The 19,388-nt window shown below is 65.6% G+C and carries 16 protein-coding genes; 5 read left to right on the forward strand and 11 right to left on the reverse strand.

The window, feature by feature from the left end:
• Positions 1 to 6: 6 nt before the first annotated feature.
• From ACGYLC_RS12630 to hisS, 9 genes are all read right to left on the reverse strand, one after another.
• The gene (locus tag ACGYLC_RS12630; RefSeq protein ID WP_394423207.1) at positions 7 to 801 is read right to left on the reverse strand and encodes an ABC transporter ATP-binding protein; all 795 of its coding nucleotides are present in this window, start codon (positions 799 to 801) and stop codon (positions 7 to 9) included.
• Between the two features lie 52 nt (positions 802 to 853).
• A complete protein-coding gene (locus ACGYLC_RS12635) occupies positions 854 to 1,549 on the reverse strand; it encodes an ABC transporter substrate-binding protein (RefSeq protein ID WP_394423208.1) in 696 nt (231 codons plus the stop codon).
• On the reverse strand, positions 1,467 to 2,060 hold the full coding sequence (locus ACGYLC_RS12640) for an ABC transporter substrate-binding protein (RefSeq protein WP_394423209.1): 594 nt from the start codon (positions 2,058 to 2,060) through the stop codon (positions 1,467 to 1,469). Before ACGYLC_RS12640 ends, ACGYLC_RS12635 begins: the two co-directional genes overlap by 83 nt.
• Before the next feature lie 28 nt (positions 2,061 to 2,088).
• Positions 2,089 to 3,159, reverse strand: a complete 1,071-nt coding sequence (locus ACGYLC_RS12645) for a branched-chain amino acid ABC transporter permease (protein WP_394399389.1) — start codon at positions 3,157 to 3,159, stop codon at positions 2,089 to 2,091.
• On the reverse strand, positions 3,156 to 4,160 hold the full coding sequence (locus ACGYLC_RS12650) for a branched-chain amino acid ABC transporter permease (protein ID WP_394423210.1): 1,005 nt from the start codon (positions 4,158 to 4,160) through the stop codon (positions 3,156 to 3,158). The genes ACGYLC_RS12645 and ACGYLC_RS12650 overlap by 4 nt, the downstream gene beginning before the upstream one ends.
• A gap of 70 nt (positions 4,161 to 4,230) precedes the next feature.
• Entirely contained in the window at positions 4,231 to 5,046 is an 816-nt protein-coding gene (locus ACGYLC_RS12655; RefSeq protein WP_394399394.1) for an ABC transporter ATP-binding protein, read from the reverse strand.
• Positions 5,047 to 5,257: 211 nt separating this feature from the next.
• Positions 5,258 to 5,947 carry an ATP phosphoribosyltransferase gene (gene hisG / locus ACGYLC_RS12660; protein WP_394399396.1) on the reverse strand — a complete coding sequence of 230 codons (690 nt, stop codon included), beginning with the start codon at positions 5,945 to 5,947 and terminating at the stop codon, positions 5,258 to 5,260.
• Positions 5,944 to 7,026 carry an ATP phosphoribosyltransferase regulatory subunit gene (locus ACGYLC_RS12665; RefSeq protein WP_394423211.1) on the reverse strand — a complete coding sequence of 361 codons (1,083 nt, stop codon included), beginning with the start codon at positions 7,024 to 7,026 and terminating at the stop codon, positions 5,944 to 5,946. The genes hisG and ACGYLC_RS12665 overlap by 4 nt, the downstream gene beginning before the upstream one ends.
• A complete protein-coding gene (hisS, locus tag ACGYLC_RS12670; RefSeq protein ID WP_394423212.1) occupies positions 7,026 to 8,522 on the reverse strand; it encodes a histidine--tRNA ligase in 1,497 nt (498 codons plus the stop codon). Before hisS ends, ACGYLC_RS12665 begins: the two co-directional genes overlap by 1 nt.
• 178 nt (positions 8,523 to 8,700) lie before the next feature.
• Here hisS and ACGYLC_RS12675 point away from each other — a divergent pair, with 178 nt between their 5' ends.
• On the forward strand, positions 8,701 to 8,895 hold the full coding sequence (locus ACGYLC_RS12675; RefSeq protein WP_082851915.1) for a SlyX family protein: 195 nt from the start codon (positions 8,701 to 8,703) through the stop codon (positions 8,893 to 8,895).
• Positions 8,896 to 8,915: 20 nt separating this feature from the next.
• Here ACGYLC_RS12675 and ACGYLC_RS12680 read toward each other — a convergent pair whose 3' ends face one another.
• Both ACGYLC_RS12680 and dnaE read right to left on the reverse strand, forming a co-directional pair.
• A complete protein-coding gene (locus ACGYLC_RS12680; RefSeq protein ID WP_394423213.1) occupies positions 8,916 to 9,482 on the reverse strand; it encodes a hypothetical protein in 567 nt (188 codons plus the stop codon).
• Positions 9,483 to 9,564: 82 nt separating this feature from the next.
• Entirely contained in the window at positions 9,565 to 13,101 is a 3,537-nt protein-coding gene (dnaE, locus tag ACGYLC_RS12685) for a DNA polymerase III subunit alpha (RefSeq protein WP_394423214.1), read from the reverse strand.
• A 199-nt stretch (positions 13,102 to 13,300) separates the two neighbouring features.
• Between dnaE and xdhA the strand changes: the two genes are divergently transcribed.
• The 4 genes from xdhA to ACGYLC_RS12705 are packed head-to-tail and all read left to right on the forward strand — an operon-like array spanning position 13,301 to position 19,384.
• Positions 13,301 to 14,692, forward strand: coding sequence for a xanthine dehydrogenase small subunit (xdhA, locus tag ACGYLC_RS12690; protein WP_394423215.1), 1,392 nt, complete (start codon positions 13,301 to 13,303; stop codon positions 14,690 to 14,692).
• Positions 14,689 to 17,118, forward strand: coding sequence for a xanthine dehydrogenase molybdopterin binding subunit (xdhB, locus tag ACGYLC_RS12695; protein WP_394423216.1), 2,430 nt, complete (start codon positions 14,689 to 14,691; stop codon positions 17,116 to 17,118). The genes xdhA and xdhB overlap by 4 nt, the downstream gene beginning before the upstream one ends.
• The gene (xdhC, locus tag ACGYLC_RS12700; protein WP_394423217.1) at positions 17,115 to 17,870 is read left to right on the forward strand and encodes a xanthine dehydrogenase accessory protein XdhC; all 756 of its coding nucleotides are present in this window, start codon (positions 17,115 to 17,117) and stop codon (positions 17,868 to 17,870) included. Before xdhB ends, xdhC begins: the two co-directional genes overlap by 4 nt.
• The gene (locus ACGYLC_RS12705; RefSeq protein ID WP_394423218.1) at positions 17,867 to 19,384 is read left to right on the forward strand and encodes an ABC transporter ATP-binding protein; all 1,518 of its coding nucleotides are present in this window, start codon (positions 17,867 to 17,869) and stop codon (positions 19,382 to 19,384) included. Before xdhC ends, ACGYLC_RS12705 begins: the two co-directional genes overlap by 4 nt.
• Positions 19,385 to 19,388 lie beyond the last annotated feature (4 nt).

A 19,388-nucleotide genomic window follows, 5' to 3' on the forward strand; every position in this document is an offset into this window, starting at 1 on the left:
GCCTCCCTAGCTGAGCCAGCGTTTGCGGCGCTTGTAATGTTTCACGTCGCGGAAAGACTGCCGCGCGCCGCCCTCCTCGCCCATGCCGAGGTAGAAGGACTGGATATCCTTGTCGCCGCGCAGCTTCTCCACATCGCCCTCCATGACGATCTGGCCGCTTTCCATGATATAGCCGTAATCCGCGACCGAGAACGCCACCCCGGCGTTCTGTTCCACCAGCAGGATCGCGGTGCCGTCCTCTTGGTTCAGCCGCTTGATCGTGTCGAAAATTTCCGCCACCACCTTGGGCGCCAGCCCCAGCGACGGCTCGTCCATCAGGATGAGTTCGGGCCGCGCGATCATCGCCCTGCCAAAGGCCAGCATCTGCTGCTCCCCGCCCGACAGATAGCCCGCGATCTGCCGCCGCCGCTCCTTCAACCGGGGAAAGAAAGCATAGACCTTGTCGTAATCGGGTTTCGCCTGCCGCCGGTCCAGCGCATAGGAGGCGGCGATGAGGTTGTCCTCCACCGTCATCTCGCTGAAGACCCGCCGCCCCTCGCGCACGTGAAACAGCCCCTGCTGCACGAGACGGTCGGGCTGGATCGACATGATCGACTGGCCTTTGAAGCTAATCCGCCCTTCGCCCACCTCGCCGTTCTCCAGCGCTAGTAGGTTGCTCGCCGCCTTCAGCGTCGTCGTCTTGCCCGCGCCATTGGTGCCCAGAAGCGTGACGATCTTGCCGTCCGGCACTTCCAGCGACAGCCCGCGCAGCGCCTGCACCGTGTGGTGATAGGTCACTTCGATGTTCTCGATGGTCAGCAAGGGTGCGTCCTCTTTCTGGGGTTTGGGGCGCCCGCCGGACGCCCCGCGTTTATCAAACGGTGAACCAGTCCGATTTCGGCGTGAACAGCCCGTCCTCGGGGTTGTAGCCATAGACGCGGCCCGTCCCGATGGCGTTGTTCTCCATGCTCACCGGCCCGCCGAAGAAGCCGCCCGACTCCCAGTCCGTGATCCCCGCCAGCTTCTCGGCGATATTATCGGGGGTTAGCTCCAGCCCGGCCTCGGCGGTGTCGCGGAAGGCCTTCATGGCGATCTCCAGCCCGCACATGGTCTGGATCGCCCATGTGGACATGTAGTTCTCCAGCGGCGTGCCCGCGAACATCTGCTTGCTGAGTTCGGCGTACTGCTGGTAGCGCGGTGCCTCCTCGCGGTCGTAGAAATAGCGGTAGGGCATGACACCCTCGTAGCCCGCAAGGAAGGGTCCGGCCTCGGCGGTGATGCGGTCGGCGATCAGCTTCTCCATGCCCCAGAAGGTGCCCTTGAACTTGACCGGCAGGCCGAATTGCCGCGCGCCGCCGATGAGCTGTGGCCAGACGCCGGTGACATAGCCTTGCAGGATGCAGTGATCGGCGCCGGACTGCGCCAGCTTGGTGACATGGGTCGGAATGTCCGCGCCCTCGGCCTTGGTGCTTTCCTCCAGCACGACCTCAAGGCCAAGCTCCTCGGCGGTCTTGCGGCCGTGTTCGATCGGATCGCGCCCGAACTCGGTGTTGGAGAAGATGAAGGCCACCTTCTGCCCGCCCTCGTTCTTGATGTTCTGCAGCAGAATGTCGAACTGGCTCTGGTGTCGGGCCAGAGAGATACTGGTAGGGATGCGTCTCGGGGTTGGCGAGTTCAGAGGCGAAGGAGGTCGAGCCCATGATACGGGCGTTCTCGCCCTTCAGTTCAGGCGCGATCAGCTTCATCGCGCCGGTGCTGTCGGCGAAATAGCCGATCATGTTCTTGCCTTCCGAGGCCAGCGCGCGCTGGTAGTTGTTGAGCGCGTTCTGCGGCACGTAGCCCGAATCCTCGGTGACGAAGCGAATGGGCACGCCGGCGACGCCGCCCTCGTCGTTAAACAGCTTCGTCGCCATGGCGAAGGCCGGTGCGACAAGCTGGCCCGCGGTGGCGAAAGGCCCGGTGAGCGGCAGCGAGGCGCCGAGCACGTATTCCTTGGGCTGGGCGCGCAGGATCATCGGCGTGCCGATGGCGGCCGTCGCGGCGGCCGTGGTGGCGAGGAAGGATCGGCGGTTCATGGTCATCTGTCTTCTCCCTGATGTGGCCTTTTGATTACCCGCGCGCAAACGGCCAACGGTTTGCGGCGCGCAGGATACGGTCGACGATCTGGTTGATGCCCAAGGGTTCCTTGAGCAGGAACAGCACCAGCAGCACGCCAAAGGCGATCTGCTGCAAGGGCGCGCGCAACTGCCCCGCCCCGGCGCTGTCCCCGGCAAGCGCGCCGAAGAGCACCTTGATCACCTCGGGCACCATGACGACGATGATCACGCCAAAGACCGGCCCCATCGTGCGCCCCATGCCGCCGATGATCAGCGCCGCCACAAGGTTGAGCGAGAGCGCCAGTTCGAACTGCTCAGGCAGGATACGGGCGTAGAAATAGGCAAAGAGTGCCCCGGCAAGGCCGCAATAGGCCGCCGAAAGGGCAAAGCTCATCAGCTTGTAGCGCAAAAGCGAGATACCGAGGATTTCAGCCGAATAGTCCCGGTCGCGGATCGCGATGAAGGCGCGGCCGACACGGGTGCGAATGAGGTTCTGCGCCGCCAGCAGCGAAACGAGGCCCACCACGGCGATCAGCCCGAACATCTCGCGCTTGGTGTCAAGCTCCCAGCCCAGCAGGTTCGGCACATTGGTGTTGATCCCCACCATGCCGCCGGTCCAGGGCGCGAAAATTTCCTCCTCGATCAGGAAGATCACGATGAAATTCGCCGCCAGCGTCGCCACGGCGAGGTATAGCCCCTTCACCCGCAGGCTCGGCAGGCCAACCAGCACGCCCACCGCCGCCGCCAGCGCCACCGCAAGCGGGACCGAGACGAAGGGCATCAGCCCCGCCGGGATCACCCCCGCCCCGAGATTGCCGAAGATTGTCACTGCATAGGCACCGATGGCGACGAAGGCGCCGTGGCCCAGCGACACCAGCCCGGTGTAGCCCGTGAGGATGTTGATCCCCACCACGGCGATCAGCAGGATGCCCATTTGGCTCGCGATCAGGATCAGATAGTCATTGCCGAACAGGGTAAACAGCGCCAGCGCGAGGATCGAGCCGTAGACAAATGCCTGTTTGTAGCGGTTGTTCAGCACCCGCTCGTCGGCGGCGTAGCTGGACTTCAGGTTGGCGTTGATCATATCCGCTCGACCTCCTTTTGCCCCATCAGCCCGTGCGGCCGCCAGATCAGCACCACCAACACGGTGACGTAAGGAACGATCTCGGCCCAGCCGCCGCCCATCTGCCACTGGGTCATGGCCTCCAGCACGCCCACGACCATCGCGGCGATCAGCACGCCCACGTAGCTATCAAGCCCACCCATCAGCACGATCGCCAGCACCGAGAAGCCGAAGAGCCCGAGGCTCGGCGAAATGCCGTTGCGGGTGGCGAGGATCGCGCCCGCGATGGCCCCGGTGGTGCTGGCCAGTACCCAGGCGCGGGAAAAGACCTTGGGCACCGAAATGCCCATAGAATAGGCGGTGGACTGGTCCTCAGCGGTGGCGCGGATCGCGATGCCGCCCTTGGTGAACTTGACGAAGGCCACGATGCCGCCGAACAGCAGCAGCGCCACGGCCATGTTCACCAGATCGGTGCCGAAGAGGAAGATCATCGTGCCGAAAAGCTCGAACCGGATCGGCATGTTGGGCGCGATATAGGGCACGCTTGCCGCATCCGCCGTCCAGATTAGCTGTGCTGCGCCTGAGAGGATCGAGATCAAGCCCACCGTGACCATGATCATGGCAAAGATCGACTGCCCCATCAGCGGGCGCATCAGCACCCGCTCGATCACGCGGCCGAGGATCGCGTTGCAAACCAGCGCCCCCGCCAGCCCCAGCAGAATGCGCGGCAGGTTCGCCACCCAGTCAAGCACCGCCGCCACGGGCGAGAACATCGGCAATTCGCCCCGCATCTCGACCATCCAGCCGGGCTGCCAGGAAGCCAGCCAGCCGGGCGCCCAGGGTTGGGCCGGGATGATCACCGCAAAGGTGAAATAGAAATAGGCGCCGAACATGATCAGGTAGCCATGGGCGAAGTTCACCACCTTGGTGGCCTTGTAGACGCTGACGATACCCACGGCGATCAGCGCGTAGATCGCCCCGGCCATCAGCCCGTTGATCGCAAACTGCACGAACTGCCCCATCAGAGCGCCTCCCTGTCCTTAGCCTCGGAGTCTTTCAAAGATTCCGGGCCGATTTCTTTCAAAGAAATCGTCATGCCGCCGCCCCCAGATAGGCCTCGATCACCGCGGGGTTGTTGGAGACTTCCTCGGGCGTGCCGCTGGCGATCTGCTGGCCGAAGTTCAGCACGACGATGCGGCTACAGATGTCCATCACCATGTGCATGTCGTGCTCCACCAGCAGGATCGTGGTGCCGAACTGCTCCTGCACGTCGAGGATGAAACGCGCCATGTCGGCCGTCTCCTCGCGGTTCATGCCCGCCACCGGCTCGTCCAAGAGCAGCACGCGCGGGCGCATCGCCAGCGCCCGGCCCAGTTCGACCCGTTTCTGCAAGCCGTAGGGCAACATGGTGATCGGGTATTTGCGGATGTGGTCGATCTCGAGAAAATCGATCACCTGTTCCTCGATCTCGCGGCGCAGTTCCAGCTCGGCCCTTTGCGCCGCGCCGAAATAGCGCAGCGCCTGCCAGACATTGGTCTTGAGCCGCGTGTGGCCGCCGAGTTTGATGTTGTCGAGCACGGTCATGCCGCGAAACAGCGCGATATTCTGAAAGGTCCGCGCCAGCCCGAGGCCCGCGCGTTTGTCGGGGCTGAGGGTCGTGATATCCTCCCCGTCAAAGGATACGCTGCCCCGGTCGGGCCTGTAAAATCCTGAAATCGCGTTAAAAAGTGAGGTTTTGCCCGCGCCATTGGGGCCGATCACCCCGGTGATCTCTCCGGCTTTGGCTTCGAAATTCACCCCCTGCAGCGCCTTGATGCCGCCAAAGGACAGATGCAAATCCTCAACCCTCAGCAATCGCCCACTCCCATGCGGCGACGGCTGCGGCCCCCCGCAAGGGGCGCGTGACATCCGATCATCGACGGATCCTCCCTATGTCCCGACCCCTGCCCCTTTTGGCGGTGCTTATGGTATCGGCCTGTTGACCCTTTCACCCTATCCGAAGCGCGGCATCTCGCAAGTCTTTCGATAAGCCACGCGGCAAAGCGCCCCCGCGCCGGAGCGGCTCGGAAGGTGCAATGCCATGGAAGCCAAGGGAAAAACCCGTGGCTGTGACGCTACGTCAGGTCAGTTGCGCGATCAGGGCTTTCAGCGCCTTGCGGCTGTGATCCTCTAGGGGCGCCATGCGCGAGCGCCAGAGCGTTGCCTGCGATTGCAGGATCAGGCCGTCACTGAGGATCTTCAGGTGATTGGCGCGCAGAGTCTCGCCGCTGGAGGTGATATCGGCGATGGCCTCGGCGGTCTCATTGAGCACGGTGCCCTCGGTCGCGCCTTGGCTGTCGACCAGTGCGTAATCGGCCACGCCGTGGGTGCGCAGGAACTCCCGCACCAGCCGGTGATACTTGGTGGCGATGCGCAGGCGGAAGCCATGTTCGGCGCGGAAGGCGGCGGCGGCGGCGTCGAGATCGTCCAGCGTGTCGACATCGACCCAAGCCTGCGGCACGGCGATGATCAGGTCGGCATGGCCGAAGTTCAACTCTTCCAGCGGCTCGACCAGCTGATCCCAAAGCGCCAGCTTCTCTTGCACAAGATCGGTGCCGGTGACACCAAGGTGAATCCGCCCCGCCGAGAGTTCACGCGGGATTTCACCCGCCGAGAGCAGCACGAGAGAGACATCCTCGATCCCCTCGACCTTGCCCGCATATTCGCGGTCTGACCCGGTGCGCTGCAAGCTGACGCCGCGGGCGCCGAACCATTCAAAGGTCTTCTCCATCAGCCGCCCCTTGGACGGCACACCCAGTTTCAGCGTCATTGCCCGGCCTCCAGTTCCAGCATCAGACCGGGGCGCATCACACCGCCCACCGCCGGGATTTCATCGCCCTGCCCCAGCCGCCGGGTCAGCGCGTCATAGCGCCCGCCGGTGGCGATGCTGGGCAGATCGGGCCGCGTGGTGGCGCGGAACGCAAAGACGAAACCGTCGTAATATTCCATCGAAGACCGGCCATGGCTGGCCTCGAAGAGCAGCGCATCGGTGTCGATGCCGCGGGCGCGCATCGCTTCGGCGCGGGCCGCGACACGGGCCACGGCATCGCCGATGGCAGGCATGTCGACGGCCAGATCGCGCAGGCGGCTCAGCGCGTTGGGCAGGGTTTCCTTGACCTCCAACAGCGCCTCGAAAAGATCGACCTGCTGCGCAGAGATCGGCGGCGTCTTCGCATCCTCGCGCAGGGCCGCGACACGGGTTTCGATCTCGGCGCGAGAGCGCAGCCCCACCATCGGCGCGTCGCAAGTCACCTCGGCCTCGGCCAGCAACGCTTTGCGCCCCGCAGGCACCGGGCTGCGCCCCGCATAACGGTCAAGCAGCGCGCGAAAGCGGCGCGGGCGCCAGATGTGACGCATCAACGCCTGTTTGCGCGCAGGCGATGTGCCCAAGCCCTGCACCGCCGCCATCAGCACGCCGATGTCGCCGGTCACCGGGCGTACCGGCAGCCCCTGCATCGCCTCGGCGATCAGGGCGAAAACCTCGGCATCCGCCGCCGCCGGATCGGCGCGGTCGAAAACCTCGAAACCCACCTGAATATACTCGTTGGCGCGGTTTGGGTCGTGCTCCTGACGGCGGAAAACCTCGCCTGAATAGGTGTAGCGGGCGGGCTCGGCCCCATGCGCCATATGCATCTGCACCACGGGCACGGTGAAATCGGGCCGCAGCATCTGCTCGCCCCGGAGCGCATCCGAAGTGACATAGGCGCGCGCGCGGATATCCTCGCCGTAGAGGTCCAGCAACGTGTCGGCCGGTTGCAGGATCGGCGGCTCGACCAGAACGGCGCCCTGCCCTTCGAAAATCGCGCGCAGGGAGGCCGCGCGCGCCAGTGTTTCGGAACGTGTCGGCATCAGCTTGTCCGATCCAGAATGTCGCGCACCGCTTTGATCAGATCGCCGCGCGGCACCTCATATTGGTTGGGGCGCTCTTTCCACTCGTCGTGGCTCGCCTCCTGCGCCAATTGCGCGCCCAGCACCATGTCCTTGATCTGTACCACGCCGCGGTCCTTCTCGTCACCGCCTTCGATGACAACCACGGGGCTTTGCCGCTTGTCGGCGTATTTCATCTGGTTGCCGAAGTTCTTCGGATTGCCGAGGTAAACCTCCGCCCGGATGCCCGCCTGCCGCAGCTCGGCCACCATTGCCTGATAATCGGCCATGCGGTCGCGGTCCATCACGGTGACGACGACGGGGCCGGTCGCTTCGGCCTCAAGCCGCCCCTTGGCGGCCAGTGCAGCGAGCAGACGGTCCACACCGATGGAGACGCCGGTTGCCGGCACTTCCTGCCCGGTGAAACGCTTCACCAGATCGTCATAGCGCCCGCCGCCCGCGACCGAGCCGAAGTTGCGCGCGCGGCCCTTCTCGTCTTTGATCTCGAAGGTCAGTTCGGCCTCGAAAACCGGGCCGGTGTAATAGCCAAGGCCGCGCACGACCGAGGGGTCGATCTCCACCCGGTCGGGGCCATAGCCGCCCGCCGCCAGCAGGTCCGAGATGAGCTGAAGCTCATCCACCCCCTGTACGCCCACGTCGGAGCCCGCCACCAAGTCGCGCAGCCGCGCCACGGTCTCGGCCCCGGTCTCGCGCTTGGCCTGCATGAAGCCCATCACGACATCGGCCTGCGCATCGTCCAGCCCGGCGCCCTTGGTGAAATCGCCGCTTTCGTCCTTGCGGCCCTCACCCAAAAGCGCGCGCACGCCGTCGGGCCCCAGCCGGTCGAGCTTGTCGATGGCCCGCAGCACGATGCCGCGTTCGGCCTCCTTGTCGTCGCCGGCAAGGCCCGCCACCTCGAGCACGCCGTTCAGCACCTTGCGGTTGTTCACCCGCACCACGTAATCGCCACGCGCGATGCCCACTTCCTCGAGGCAATCGGCCAGCATGGCGCAGATCTCCGCATCCGCCGCCACCGATGGCGCACCCACGGTATCGGCGTCGCATTGGTAGAACTGCCGGAACCGCCCCGGCCCCGGCTTCTCGTTGCGCCAGACCGGGCCCATCGCGTAGCGCCGATAGGGCATCGGCAACTCGTTGCGGTGCTGGGCATAGACCCGCGCCAAAGGCGCCGTCAGGTCATAGCGCAGCGCCAGCCAATCGCCGGGCTTGTCCCCCTCGGCATCCTCTTGCCAGGCAAAGACACCCTCGTTCGGGCGGTCCACATCGGGCAGGAACTTGCCAAGCGCCTCGACCGTCTCCACGCCCGAGCTTTCCAGCGCGTCGAAACCATAGCGGTGATAGACGGCGGCGATCTTGTTCAGCATCTCGGCCCGATGGGTCACCTCGGTCCCGAAATAATCGCGGAACCCTTTCGGGGTTTGCGCCTTGGGACGGGGGGTTTTCTTGGGCTTTGCCATGGCAAGGATCCTCGGTGCATCAATTGGCCTCGCGTCTAGCCCAAGCCCCCCGCAAGAGCAAGCAACGCGGCATCCCGCCCCTGTCCCGCGCCGCCGGTCCGTGCTAGATCGCGCAAAAAGGATGCGCGCCATGACCGACCAAAGCCCCGACCACACTAAAGACCAAACAGCCGACCAAATCAGCCGCCTCGAAGAGCAGATCGCCCATCTGACCCGCGCGGTCGACGATATGTCAGAGATCGTCACCCGTCAGGAGGCCGAGATCGTCACCCTGAACCGCCGCGTCCATATGCTGATGCAACGCGAAGGCGAGCGGGACGCCTCGGGCGGTGGCGCGGTCCTTTTGGGCGATGAGCGCCCCCCGCATTACTGAGCGGCAGCACCGCGCCCCCGTCAATTGGCTGATTTCATGGCCACGGCGGCGACGGCCCCGTCATGCACCAGCACCTCGGACCAGCGCGCGGTCTGGCCCAAACGCTCATAGGCGCTGACGAAAAAGGTCGTCTTGTCGAGCGTGCCGATCTGCCGTCCGCAGGGTTTGCCGCGCCCCGCCCCGCAGACGCGGGCCTTGATCGCCTCATAGGCCGCGTCGGTCTCGGCGGCGGGCAGGTTCTCTCCCCCCGGGCCGTAGTGCAGTTGCTCATAGACCGAAGGCGTGCCGAACAGCACATTGGCCGCCGTCAACTGACGCGCGCAATCGTCCGCAAAGCCGGTGATGTAGAAGCTACGCGCGCCACCGCTGCCCGGCTGCGAATCGAACAACCGGTAGCCCCGCGCCGCCGGTTCTTCGACCAGTTGCCCCAATTCACCTCGATCGAGATCGCAGACGCGGGCCACCTCTCCAAACGGCAGGACGGTGCCGAATGACACCTCGGCCACCTCCGGGTTCGGCGCGGAAGGGGCCATGGCGCAGGCGGACAGCAGCGTCCCCATGATCAAAAGGCCGATGCGTTGTTTCATGCTCTGCTCCCCGTTGCTTGTCAGGCAGGTAGTGCGGCCACCCGCCGCCGTCCACTGGATGCGGCAGCGGGCGGCGCGGAGGTCAGATTTCCTCGACCTCCATCACCCCGTCGAGCGAGCGGATCGCGCCCTTGATCTGCGGTGTCACCGGGAATTCGCGGCCCAGATCGACCTCGACCTCACCGGGCAGGCTTGGGTCCATCAGGCAGAATTGCACCGGCCCCTTGCCCGCCGCCTTGACCGCCTGCCGCGCCCCGGCAAGCACATCGGCCACTGATTGGATCGCCCCCGGCCCGTCGATAAAGACCCGCAGCCCCATGCTGCCCGCGTCCGCCACCGCGGCGTCGATCGGCCCGATACCGCGGGCCAGCAGCTTCAACTGGTCGCTCTCCATCGTGGCCTCGACGGTGACCACGACCTTGGAGCCGACTTCCAGATGATCGCGCGAGGCTTCGAGCACATCGGAGAAGATCGTCACCTCGTAGCCGCCCGTGGGGTCCGACAACTGCGCAAAGGCAAAGCGGTTGCCGCGTGCCGACTTGCGCTCCTGCCGCCCGGCCACGACGCCCGCGAGCCGTGCGTTCATCGCGCCACGGGTCGAAACCTTTTCGTTGAGTTCATCCAGCGTCAGGAAGGGCAGACCGGTCTCGCGCGCCCATTTGCGTTTCAAGGGCGGCATGTAGTCGTCCAGCGGATGGCCCGAGAGGTAGAAGCCCACGGCCTTGAACTCCTCGGCCAGACGCTCGGCCGACTGCCAGTCGTCGCAGGGCAGGATGCGCGGCTCGGGCAGGTCGTCGCCCGCCTCGCCAAACAGCGAGACCTGATTGGAGGCCTTCTGCTCGTGGATCGCCGCCGAATAGTTCACCAGCCCGTCGAGCGATTGGAACACCCGTCGCCGGTTGCTGTCGAGTTGATCGAAAGCGCCCGAGCGCACCAGCATCTCGAGCGGGCGTTTGCCGACGCGCTTGAGGTCCACCCGCCGGGCGAGGTCAAAAAGCGTCGCGAAGGGCTTGTCGACGCCATCCACCTTGCGCCCCTCGGTCACCAGTTTCATCGCCTCGAGCCCGACGTTCTTCAACGCGCCCAGCGCATAGACCAACGCGCCATCGACCACTTTGAAGGTCGCATCCGAGCGGTTCACGCAGGGCGGCACCCAGGGCAGTTCAAGATGCTTGCGCACCTCTTCGAAATAGATCGCCAGCTTGTCGGTGAGGTGGATATCGCAGTTCATCACCCCGGCCATGAACTCCACGGGGTGGTTCGCCTTCAGCCATGCGGTCTGGTAGGAGACCACCGCATAGGCCGCGGCGTGGGACTTGTTGAAACCGTAGTTGGCGAATTTCTCCAGAAGGTCGAAGACCTCCGCCGCCTTCTTCTTGTCGACGCCATTGGCCATCGCGCCTTTTTCGAACTTGGGACGCTCCTTGGCCATCTCCTCGGCGATCTTCTTACCCATCGCGCGGCGCAACAGGTCCGCACCGCCGAGCGAATAGCCCGCCATGACCTGCGCGATCTGCATCACCTGTTCCTGATAGACGATGATGCCTTGGGTCTCTTCGAGAATGTAGTCGATGCTGGGATGCACCGATTCCAGCTCGCGCTTGCCGTTCTTGACCTCGCAATAGACCGGGATGTTCTCCATCGGGCCGGGGCGGTAGAGCGCCACGAGGGCGACGATGTCCTCGATGCACGTGGGCTTCATGCGCTTGAGCGCGTCCATCATGCCGCTCGATTCCACCTGGAAGACCGCGACGGTCTTGGCGCTGGAATAGAGGTCGTAGGTCGCCTTGTCGTCGAGCGGGATGGTGGCCACGTCGTCGACATGGCCCTCGGGCGGCTCATAGATCTGGCGCCCGTCGGCGGCGATATGCAGATGCCGCCCGCCCGCCTTGATCTGGTCGAGCGCGTTCTGGATCACGGTCAGGGTCTTCAGGCCGAGAAAGTCGAACTTCACCAGACCGGCCTGTTCAACCCATTTCATGTTGAACTGCGTCGCCGGCATGTCCGAGCGCGGGTCTTGGTAAAGCGGCACCAGCTGATCGAGCGGCCGGTCCCCGATCACCACGCCCGCGGCGTGGGTCGAGGCGTTGCGCAAGAGCCCTTCGACCTGCTGGCCATAGGTCAGCAGACGGTCGACGACCTCTTCGTTCTTGGCCTCCTCGCGCAGGCGCGGCTCGTCCGCCAGCGCCTTCTCGATGGAGACGGGCTTCACCCCCTCCACCGGGATCATCTTCGACAGGCGGTCGACCTGCCCGTAGGGCATCTGCAACACCCGCCCGATGTCGCGCACCGCCGCCTTCGACAGCAGCGCACCGAAGGTAATGATCTGCCCCACCTTGTCCCGGCCGTATTTCTCCTGCACGTAGCGGATCACCTCCTCGCGGCGGTCCATGCAGAAGTCGATGTCGAAGTCGGGCATGGAGACCCGCTCGGGGTTGAGGAAACGCTCGAAGAGCAGCGAATAGCGCAGCGGGTCGAGGTCGGTGATCGTGAGCGCATAGGCCACCAGCGAGCCCGCACCGGAGCCCCGCCCCGGCCCCACTGGAATGTCATTGTCCTTGGCCCATTGGATGAAGTCGGCAACGATCAGGAAGTAGCCGGGAAAGCCCATGCCTTCGATGATGCCGAGCTCGAAATCGAGGCGATTTTGGTATTCCTCCACGCTCACCGCATGGGGGATCACCGCCAGTCGCGCCTGCAGGCCTTCATTGGCCATGCGGCGCAACTCGGCGACCTCGTCGTCGGCGAACTTGGGCAGGATCGGATCGCGGCGATAGGCCATGAAGGCGCAGCGCTTGGCGATCTCAACGGTATTGCTCAGCGCCTCGGGCAGGTCGGCAAAGAGGGTCGCCATCTCGGCTTGGGACTTGAAGTAATGCTGCGCGGTCAGACGGCGGCGCGGCTGGCTTTGGTCGACATAGGCGCCCTCGGCGATGCAGATCAGCGCGTCATGGGCCTCGTACATGTCAGGTTTTGGGAAGTAGACGTCGTTGGTGGCGACCAGCGGAATGTCCATGGCATAGGCCATCTCGACAAAGCCACGCTCGGTCAGGCGCTCGGCCTCGGGCTGGCCGCCGTCTTCCGGGTGACGCTGCAACTCGACGTAGAGCCGGTCCCCGAAGGCCCGCTGCAACCGCGCCATCAGCGCTTCCGCCGCCGGGCGCTGGCCTCCCTGCAAGAGCATCCCCACCGGCCCCGAAGGCCCGCCGGTGAGGCAGATGAGATCCGCGCTCAGCGCCTCCAGCTCGGCCAGCGTCACCTCGGCCACCGCGCCCCCCTTGTCGAGGTAGAGGCAGGAGTTCAGCTTCATCAGGTTTTCGTAGCCCAATTCGCTTTGCGCCAGCAGCACCACCGGCGCGGGCGGGCGCGGCTTCTCGCCCGGCTGGACCTCAACGTAAGCGACATCCACCTGACAGCCGATGATCGGCTGCACGCCCGCGCCGGCCATAGCGACTGAGAATTCGAGTGCTGCGAACATGTTGTTGGTGTCGGTCAGCGCCAGCGCGGGCATTTCCGCGTCGACGCACATGCCGGGCAGCTTTTTCAGCCGCAGCGCGCCTTCCAGCAGGGAATACTCGGAATGGCTGCGCAGGTGAATGAATCGGGGAGCATTTGACATGGGGCATTTTTACGCCACCCACCCCAAAGTCACCAGCACCGGATCGCCGTCAGCGCATTTTTCGCCCAAGGTATTTTTTCTTGCCAAAACGCCCCCCGCCCCGCTAGCCTGACCTCTACCTCGCCCGCGCCCGGTTCTACGCCGCATCGAACCCCGCGCATTTTTACGGGCCACTTTGTACCGCGGCGGATGAGAACCAATGGACATCACTTTTCTTCTTAACGGAGAAGTCGTGTCGCTCTCCAACGTATCCCCCACCACGACATTGCTGGACTGGCTGCGCGAAGAGCGTGGCCTGACGGGGACCAAGGAGGGCTGTAACGAGGGCGACTGCGGGGCCTGCTCGGTCATGATCAGCGACGAGAGCGGGCATCGCGCGCTGAACGGCTGCATCCTGTTCCTGCCGCAGATCAACGGCAAGGCCGTCACCACAGTCGAGGGCATGGCCAGCGCCGACGGCAATCTGCACCCGGTGCAGGAGGCGATGGTCACCCATCACGGCAGCCAATGCGGCTTCTGCACGCCGGGTTTCGTGGTCTCGATGGCCACCGCGCATCTCAATGGTGCCACCGATCATGACGTGCAACTCGCGGGCAACCTTTGCCGCTGCACCGGCTACGCGCCGATCATCCGCGCGGCCGAGGCAGCAAAGGACAAGCCGGTGCCGGAGCATCTGCTGGGCCTCAAGTCGAAGCTCGCGCAGGACGTCCCCGCTCCCGCCAAGGCTGAGGGCGCGCCGCATGTGCAACCTGAGAGCAGCGACGAACTGGCCGCATGGTATCTCGACCACCCCGACGCGACCCTGATCGCGGGCGCGACGGACGTGGGTCTCTGGGTCACCAAGGGCTTCCGCGATCTGGGCGCCGTGGCCTTCCTCAACCGCTGCGCCGATCTGCGCGGCATCACGGAGGACGAGACCGGTTTGCGCATCGGCGCCATGGCGACCCTGACCGAAGTCGAGGCAAAGCTCAGCCCGCTGTTCCCCAGTTTGGGCGTGATGCTGCGGCGCTACGGTTCGACGCAGGTGCGCAACGCGGCGACGCTGGGCGGAAATATCGCCAACGGCTCGCCCATCGGTGACGGCCCGCCCGCGCTGATTGCGCTCGGGGCCACCCTGCACCTGCGCCGCGGCGACACCCGGCGCGAGTTGCCGCTGGAGGATTTCTTCCTCGACTACGGCAAGCAGGACCGCGCCCCGGGCGAATTTGTCGAGGCGATCACCGTGCCGCGCCAAGAGGACACGCTGCGCTGTTACAAGCTGTCGAAACGTTTCGATCAGGACATCTCGGCGGTCTGCGGCTGCATCTCGATCACCGGTAACCGGACCGAGATCCTCACCGCCCGCGTCGCCTTCGGCGGCATGGCCGCCACCCCGAAACGCGCCGCCGCGGCTGAGGCGGCGCTGATCGGCCAGCCGTGGAGCGAAGACACCATCCGCAAAGCGATGGAAGCGATGACGCAAGATTTCACCCCGCTGTCGGACATGCGCGCCTCGGCCGCCTACCGGATGCAGGCCGCGCAAAACATGCTGCTGCGCTATTTCCACGATGCCAATGGCACCCCCACGAACCTAGCGGAGGTCTCGGCATGAGCGTCGCAAAGCCCCTTCCCCATGACGCCGCAAAGCTGCATGTCACCGGCGCCGCGCGCTATGTCGACGACATTCCCACCCCGCGCGGCACGCTGCATTTGGCCTTCGGCCTCAGCCCCGTCGCGGCGGGCGCGCTGACCGGGCTCGACCTCTCGTCCGTGCGCGACGCCCCCGGCGTCGTGGCGGTGCTGACCGCCGACGACCTCGTGCATGATTGCGACACATCGCCCTCGAACCATGACGAGCCGCTGCTGGCGACCGATCAGGTGCATTTCGCGGGCCAGCCGCTCTATCTGGTGGTGGCCACCAGCCACCTCGCCGCGCGCCGTGCGGCACAGCTCGGCAAGCCGCAGATCACCCCGCGCGATCCGATCCTGACGGTAGAACAGGCGCTCGCGGCCAACAGCCGTTTCGAGGACGGCCCGCGCATCTACCAAAAGGGCGATGCCGAGGCCGCGCTGTCGAAAGCCAGCCGCCGCCTCTCAGGCCAGATCGAGATGGGCGGGCAGGAGCATTTCTACCTCGAGGGTCAGGCCGCCATGGCGCTGCCGCAGGACAACGGCGACATGCTGGTGCATTCCTCGACCCAGCACCCGACCGAGATTCAGCACAAAGTAGCCCATGCCATTAGCCGCCCGATGCATGCCGTGCGGGTCGAGACCCGGCGCATGGGCGGCGGTTTTGGCGGCAAGGAAAGCCAGGGCAACGCGCTGGCGGTGGCCTGTTCGGTCGCTGCGGCAATGACCGGCAAGCCCTGCAAGATGCGCTATGACCGCGATGACGACATGATTATCACCGGCAAGCGGCATGATTTCCGCGTCGCGTATGACGTGGGCTTCGATGACGATGGCCGCATCACCGCGCTCAACGTCACCCATTACACCCGCTGCGGCTGGTCGATGGACCTGTCGCTGCCGGTCGCCGACCGCGCCATGCTGCATGCCGACAACGCCTATCACCTGCGCGACATCCGCATCACCTCGCACCGCCTGCGGACCAATACCGCCAGCGCTACGGCCTTCCGCGGCTTCGGTGGCCCGCAGGGGATCGTCGGGATCGAACGGGTGATGGACCATATCGCGCATGAATTGGGCCTCGACCCGCTCGCCGTGCGCCGCGCCAACTACTACAGCGACAATGCCCACCGTCCGACCAAGGTGGAAAACACCGGCACCGCGATCGACAACCGCACCCCGCCGGAGGCCGAGGCCGATCTATCGTCGCGCGGCGCGCCCCCTGCGCCCGACGCGGAACCGTCGATCCCGGCCACCCCCTCGGACGTGCAGACCACGCCCTACCAGCAGCCGGTCACCGATTGCATCATCAATGCCGTGACCGACCGTCTGGTCGAGAACTGCGACTATGACGCGCGCCGCGCCGCCATCGCCGAGTGGAACGCCGCAAACCCGCTGATGAAACGCGGCATCGCGATCACGCCGGTGAAATTCGGCATCTCCTTTACGCTCACCCACCTCAATCAGGCAGGCGCGCTGGTGCATGTCTATCAGGACGGTTCGATCCACCTGAACCACGGCGGCACCGAAATGGGGCAAGGGCTGTTCCAGAAGGTGGCGCAGGTCGCGTCCTCGCGCTTTGGCGTCTCGCCGGAACTGGTCAAGATCACCGCCACCGACACCGCCAAGGTGCCCAATACCTCGGCCACGGCGGCCTCCTCGGGCTCGGACCTCAACGGCATGGCGGCGCAGAACGCCTGCGGCACGATCCGCGACCGTATGGCCGCGCATCTGGCCGAGCGCTACCAGACCACGCCCGATCAGGTGGTATTCGCCGACGGCATGGTGCGGATCGGCGGCGAGGAGATCACCTTCGCCGCCGCAGCCGCCTCGGCCTATGAGAACCGCGTGAGCCTTTCCGCCACCGGCTACTACAAGACGCCCGAGATCGAATGGGACCGGATCGCCGGGCGCGGGCGGCCGTTCTACTACTTCGCCTATGGTGCGGCCTGCACCGAGGTGGTGATCGACACGCTCACCGGCGAGAACCGCATCCTGCGCACTGACATCCTGCACGACGCCGGCGCCTCGCTGAACCCCGCGCTCGACATCGGCCAGATCGAGGGCGGCTACGTGCAGGGCGCGGGCTGGCTCACGACCGAGGAACTGGTGTGGGACGAGAGTGGCACCCTGCGCACCCATGCGCCCTCGACCTACAAAATCCCCGCCTGTTCGGACCGCCCGCCGGTCTTCAACGTGGCGCTCTGGGACCAGCCGAACCCGGCGCAGACGGTCTACCGCTCCAAGGCCGTGGGCGAGCCGCCGTTTATGCTGGGCATCTCGGCCTTCATGGCGCTGTCGGATGCCGTGGCGGCCTGCGGCCCGCATTACGGTGACCTGCAGGCCCCGGCCACGGCCGAGGCGGTGCTGGCGGCGGTCGGGCGGGCGCAAAGCGGCGGATCGGCAAAATGACCGCGATCTTCGCCGAGGTCACCGCCACGCGCGGCTCGGCCCCGCGGGATGCGGGCACGGCGATGAAGGTCACGCCCGATGCAATCGCGGGCACCATCGGCGGCGGCGCGCTGGAGCATCAGGCCATCGCCCATGCGCGCCAGATGCTGGCCGAGGGCCGAGCCGAAGATACCCAGACCCTGCCGCTCGGCCCCGGTCTGGGCCAATGCTGCGGCGGCGCGGTCAGCCTGCGTTACACCACGACGCCGCGCCCGCTGGACGCGGCCACCCCCCTACCCTTGCCGGATGTGCAGAGCGACGTGCCGCTCTGGCTCTGGGGCGCGGGGCACGTGGGCCGCGCGGTGGTGGCCGCTTGCCCGCCCCGGGCATTCGAGATCACCTGGATCGACAGCGCCCGCGACCGTTTCCCCGACGACATCCCGCCCCATGTCACCGCCATCCCCGCCGCCGACATGCCGCGCCTCGCCGCCCATGCGCCGCGCGACGCGCACCACCTGATCTTCACCTATTCGCATGACATCGACCTCGCGCTCTGCGCCGCCTTGCTCAATCGCGGCGCCGCGAGCATCGGGTTGATCGGCTCTGACACAAAAAAGTCACGGTTTTCCCGCCGCTTGCGTGACATGGGGTTGGATCCCTCTGGCATCACCTGTCCAATTGGCGATAAATCGCTGGGCAAGCTGCCTGCGCAAATTGCCCATGGCGCGCTGATCGCCCTCATCGCCCGGACCCAGACAAAGGTTTCCGCATGACTGATTCACTTCTCGACCTCACCGGGTTGACCAAGGCCTACCCCGGCGTCGTCGCGAACGATGACGTGTCCCTGCGGATTGCCCCGGGTGAGGTTCACGCCCTGCTGGGCGAGAACGGCGCGGGCAAGTCCACTTTGGTCAAAATGATCTACGGGCTGGTCAAACCAGATGCGGGCCAGATGCTGATGCGGGGCGAAAGCTTTGCCCCCACCGACCCGCACGCCGCACGGCAGGCCGGTGTGGGCATGGTGTTTCAACATTTCTCGCTTTTCGACGCGCTCAGCGTGGCGGAAAACATCGCGCTTGGCATGGAAAACCCGCCGCGGATGCGTGAACTTAGCCAACAGATCCGCGATGTGTCGGACACCTACGGCCTGCCGCTTGCGCCGGACCGCACCGTCGGCGACCTCTCGGCGGGGGAACGTCAGCGGGTCGAGATCATCCGCTGCCTGCTGCAAGAGCCGAAACTGCTGATCATGGACGAGCCGACCTCGGTTCTGACGCCGCAAGAAGTTGAAATCCTGTTCAAAACCCTGCGCAAACTCAGCGCTGAGGGCACCGCGATCCTCTATATCTCGCACAAGCTCGAAGAAATCCGCAGCCTGTGCGACAGCGCCACGATCCTGCGCCTGGGCAAGGTCGTCGGCCATTGCACCCCGCGGGAGACGTCGGCCCGCGACATGGCCGAGATGATGGTGGGCTCTGCGCTGAAAACCCCCACCCGCGACAGCAAGGAACCGGGCGAGGTGGCGCTGACGCTGAACAACCTCTCGGCCCGATCGGCCCATGCCTTTGGCATGCCGCTGCGCGATATTTCCGTCGAAGTGCGGCGCGGCGAGGTGCTGGGCATCGGCGGCGTTGCGGGCAACGGGCAGGACGAACTACTCAACGCGCTGTCGGGCGAAACACTGGTCGGCGCGGGCATGATCACCTTTGACGGGCGCGACATTGGCCTGCTCGGCCCCACCGCCCGCCGCGCGTTTGGAGTTTTGACCGCCCCCGAAGAGCGGCTTGGCCATGCCGCCGTGCCGGATATGTCGCTGACCGAGAACGCCATGCTGACCGGGGCCGCCCGTGAGGGGCTGGAGCGCGGCGGTATGCTCGACTGGGGCAAGGCCCGCAGCTTTGCCGAGAAGATCATCCAGACCTTCGACGTGCGCACCCCCGGCCCCGCCAATGCGGCGCGCTCGCTTTCGGGCGGCAACCTGCAAAAATTCGTCATCGGGCGCGAGGTGCTGCAACGGCCCGAGCTGCTGGTGGTGAACCAGCCCACATGGGGGGTCGATGCCTCTGCCGCCGCCGCGATCCGGCAGGCGCTGCTCGATCTCGCCTCGGGCGGGACCGCCGTGATCGTCATCAGCCAAGACCTTGATGAGCTGATGGAGATTTCCGACAATTTCGCCGCCCTGAACGAAGGCCGCCTGTCACCGTCTCGCCCCGCGCAGGGGCTGACCGTCGAAGAGATCGGCCTGATGATGGGCGGGGCACATGGTATGGAGGTCGCGCATGTCTAAGCCG

It is taken from the genome of Sulfitobacter sp. 1A12157 (assembly GCF_043557345.1).
Lineage (GTDB): Bacteria > Pseudomonadota > Alphaproteobacteria > Rhodobacterales > Rhodobacteraceae > Sulfitobacter.